The sequence below is a fragment of the Pseudomonas sp. NPDC087690 genome (assembly GCF_044743175.1).
Lineage (GTDB): Bacteria > Pseudomonadota > Gammaproteobacteria > Pseudomonadales > Pseudomonadaceae > Aquipseudomonas.
In genome coordinates this window covers 1-3,119 of record NZ_JBIUVX010000085.1, presented here as the reverse complement: position 1 = coordinate 3,119, position 3,119 = coordinate 1, and the positions used below count along the sequence as shown (strand labels likewise).

The 3,119-nt window shown below is 57.2% G+C and carries 3 protein-coding genes and 1 pseudogene; 1 reads left to right on the top strand and 3 read right to left on the bottom strand.

Translation table 11 applies throughout. The features are described 5' to 3' along the window. Nucleotides 1-85: hypothetical protein (locus tag ACIPIZ_RS29245; protein ID WP_401168979.1), on the bottom strand; the 85-nt coding region annotated here is incomplete at its 3' end. A gap of 197 nt (nt 86-282) precedes the next feature. Continuing rightward, complete coding sequence (locus tag ACIPIZ_RS29240) at nt 283-1,299, bottom strand: FAD:protein FMN transferase (RefSeq protein WP_401168969.1); 1,017 nt, start codon at nt 1,297-1,299, stop codon at nt 283-285. 89 nt (nt 1,300-1,388) lie between these two features. Here ACIPIZ_RS29240 and ACIPIZ_RS29235 point away from each other — a divergent pair, with 89 nt between their 5' ends. Then, a complete protein-coding gene (locus ACIPIZ_RS29235; RefSeq protein WP_122660483.1) occupies nt 1,389-2,690 on the top strand; it encodes an MFS transporter in 1,302 nt (433 codons plus the stop codon). A 170-nt stretch (nt 2,691-2,860) separates the two neighbouring features. Here the strand turns inward: ACIPIZ_RS29235 and ACIPIZ_RS29230 are convergent. Then, nucleotides 2,861-3,119, bottom strand: a pseudogene (locus ACIPIZ_RS29230) (glyceraldehyde-3-phosphate dehydrogenase); the annotation flags it as partial.

Here is a 3,119-nt window from a genome sequence, read left to right as displayed (position 1 = left end):
GGCTAGCGTAGTTTGGCTTGTGGTGGTAATCGTTGCCCGCCGGGCCGGAACCCAGCACCACCACGTCGTAGTTGTAGACAGCCATGCGTACTCCTCAGAACAGGCCGCGGTGCCAGCAGCACCTACGGCTAAATCACGCCGAACAGCGGCGCGAAGGAACAATTGGGGGTCAATCAAGAACCCGGACACAGTCTATAGAAGCGTCAACGCCGCGCACATTAACCCTTGGTCGCGTCGTAGGCTACTTTTGCCTGCACTACAACGCCAGCTTTCGTATTGTTCTCAGTCAGTTTTTTCGCCACTGAGGCGTTCGAAAGCCTTGTTGGTGCGGACGACAAAACCTGTATCGGCACGAATGACAAAGAATGCACCAATGTCATGTTTTTCGGCATAGTCCCACGCCCTTTCCGGGCCAAGAATCAGCAACAGTGTCGATAGTCCATCGGCCATCAACGCTGAAGGATGAATCACTGTGACTGACGCCAGGTCGTGTAGGACGGGTGCACCGCTGCGCGCATCAAAGGTGTGGGAATAACGCCGGCCATCCTGCAGGAAATAGTTGCGATAGTCGCCGGACGTGGAGACGCCGTAGCCATCGACATTAATGACGCGTTCGGCGACCTGTTGATCATCACGGGGTTCTTCCAAAGCGATGCGCCAGGGTGAGCCGTCGAGTTTTCTGCCTTTGGCCTTCAATTCACCGGTGGCTTCGGCCAAGTAGTCTTGAATGCCCATGGCGTCGAGCCTCGCCGCGATAGTGTCGACGGCATAACCGGCAGCAATGCTGTTGAAGTCGACTTCGACGGCGGCGTCTTTGCACAACTGATCGCCATTGGCGTGCAAGTGCTGATGACCAATGCGCGACATCACCTCAGCCAGTGCCTCGGCGTCAGGGACTTTCTCTTCGCGCCCTTGCGGGCCGAAGCCCCAGAGATTCATCAGCGGCTCCACGGTGAGATCGTAGGCACCTTCGCTTTGCGCTGACAGTTGCTCGCCCACAAGGACCAATTCCAGCACCGAAGCAGGCATTTTCTGACAGCTGTTCGCGGGCAAAGCGTTGAAGCGCTCAATGTCCGAATCATTGCGATAAGTCGATAACTGCCGATCGACTTCGCCAAGGATGCTCTCCACTTCACGGCGAACCTGCGTCGCGTCAGGCATGCCGGCGTGGCGCACGTACTTGATCGAGTACGTGCTGCCCATGGTCGGCCCACCGAAACCTTCCGTGGAATCGCCATTGCCGCAGCCAGCCAATATGCCCGCAAGAATCACGATCCCAAGCAACCGTCCAGTGAACAATTATTCATCTCTCCGTAAAACCGCGACGGCCATTATGAATTAAAGGATCTGCAACATCTTTATACAAAATCCAATAGTGAGACCTGACCATGTCCTCCACCACGGGCAAAGGCAAAGCGATCTTTCGCGTTGTCAGCGGCAATTTCCTCGAAATGTTCGACTTTATGGTCTACGGCTTTTATGCCACGGCCATCGCTAAAACGTTCTTTCCCACCGACAGCGCCTTCGCCTCGCTGATGCTTTCACTGGCGACTTTTGGCGCTGGCTTCCTGATGCGCCCACTGGGGGCGATTTTCCTCGGCGCCTACATTGACCGTCATGGCCGCCGCCAAGGCTTGATCATCACGCTGGCGTTGATGGCTGCCGGTACGGTGCTGATTGCCTGCGTTCCGGGTTATGCCACCCTCGGTGTCGCCGCACCTTTGCTCGTTCTGTTCGGCCGACTGCTGCAAGGTTTCTCGGCGGGCGTCGAACTCGGTGGCGTGTCGGTGTATCTGGCAGAAATTGCCACCCCGGGTCGCAAGGGCTTTTTCGTCAGTTGGCAATCCGCGAGCCAGCAAGCGGCGGTCGTCTTCGCCGGCCTGCTCGGCGTCGGCCTCAATCACTGGCTAAGCCCGGAACAAATGGGTGATTGGGGCTGGCGCGTGCCGTTCCTGATCGGCTGCATGATTGTGCCGGTGATCTTTGTCATTCGTCGCTCACTGGAAGAAACCCCGGAATTCCAGGCGCGGAAACATCGCCCTACCCTGCGGGAAATTGTCCGCTCGATCGGTCAGAACTTTGGCATCGTCATCGCCGGCATGGCGCTGGTGGTGATGACCACCGTGTCCTTCTATCTGATCACCGCTTACACCCCGACCTTCGGCAAGGCTGAGCTGCATCTGTCGGATCTCGATGCGCTGCTGGTGACGGTGTGCATCGGCCTGTCGAACTTTTTCTGGTTGCCGGTGATGGGTGCGGTGTCCGATAAAATCGGGAGAAAGCCCCTACTGCTTGCGGCGACGATTCTGGCGATTCTTACCGCCTATCCTGCGCTGTCGTGGTTGGTGGCAAATCCGAGCTTCAGTCATTTGCTGATTGTCGAGCTGTGGTTGTCGTTCCTGTACGGCTCGTACAACGGCGCGATGGTGGTGGCGCTGACCGAGATCATGCCGGTGGAAGTGCGTACGACCGGGTTCTCGCTGGCTTACAGCCTGGCGACAGCGACGTTCGGCGGGTTTACCCCGGCGGCGTGTACGTATCTGATTCATGTGCTGGATAACAAGGCAGCACCGGGGATCTGGCTGAGTGGTGCGGCGGTGTTGGGGTTGATTGCGACGCTGGTGCTGTTTCGTGGCAATAAGCATGAGTTACGCACCGCGCAAGCGGCCATACCCGGCGGCGCTCGTTAAATAGCTATCGCGAGCAGGCTCACTCCTACATTGGATCTGTGTCGTTCACAAATCCCCATGTAGGAGTGAGCCTGCTCGCGATGAGGCAGGTACTGACAACACACTTCTAAAAGGCCCACAAACAAAAACGCCCCGACCAAAGTCGGGGCGTTTTCATGTGCAGCTAAGGCTTAGCGCGGGAATGCTGGCGGATTTACATCAGCCATGTCTTCCATCACGCGAACCACCTGGCAGCTGTAACCGAACTCGTTGTCGTACCAGACGTACAGAACAACGCGGTTATCCTGAACGATGGTCGCTTCAGCGTCGACTACACCGGCGTGGCGCGAGCCAACGAAGTCGGTCGAAACCACTTCCTGCGAATTGACGAAGTCGATTTGCTTGTGCAGATCGGAGTGCATCGCCATGTAGCGCAGGTACTCGTTCATC

Bases quoted from the DNA above. Each gene is read 5' to 3' on its own strand.
- ACIPIZ_RS29235 (WP_122660483.1), top strand. From the start codon at position 1,389: ATGTCCTCCACCACGGGCAAAGGCAAAGCGATCTTTCGCGTTGTCAGC.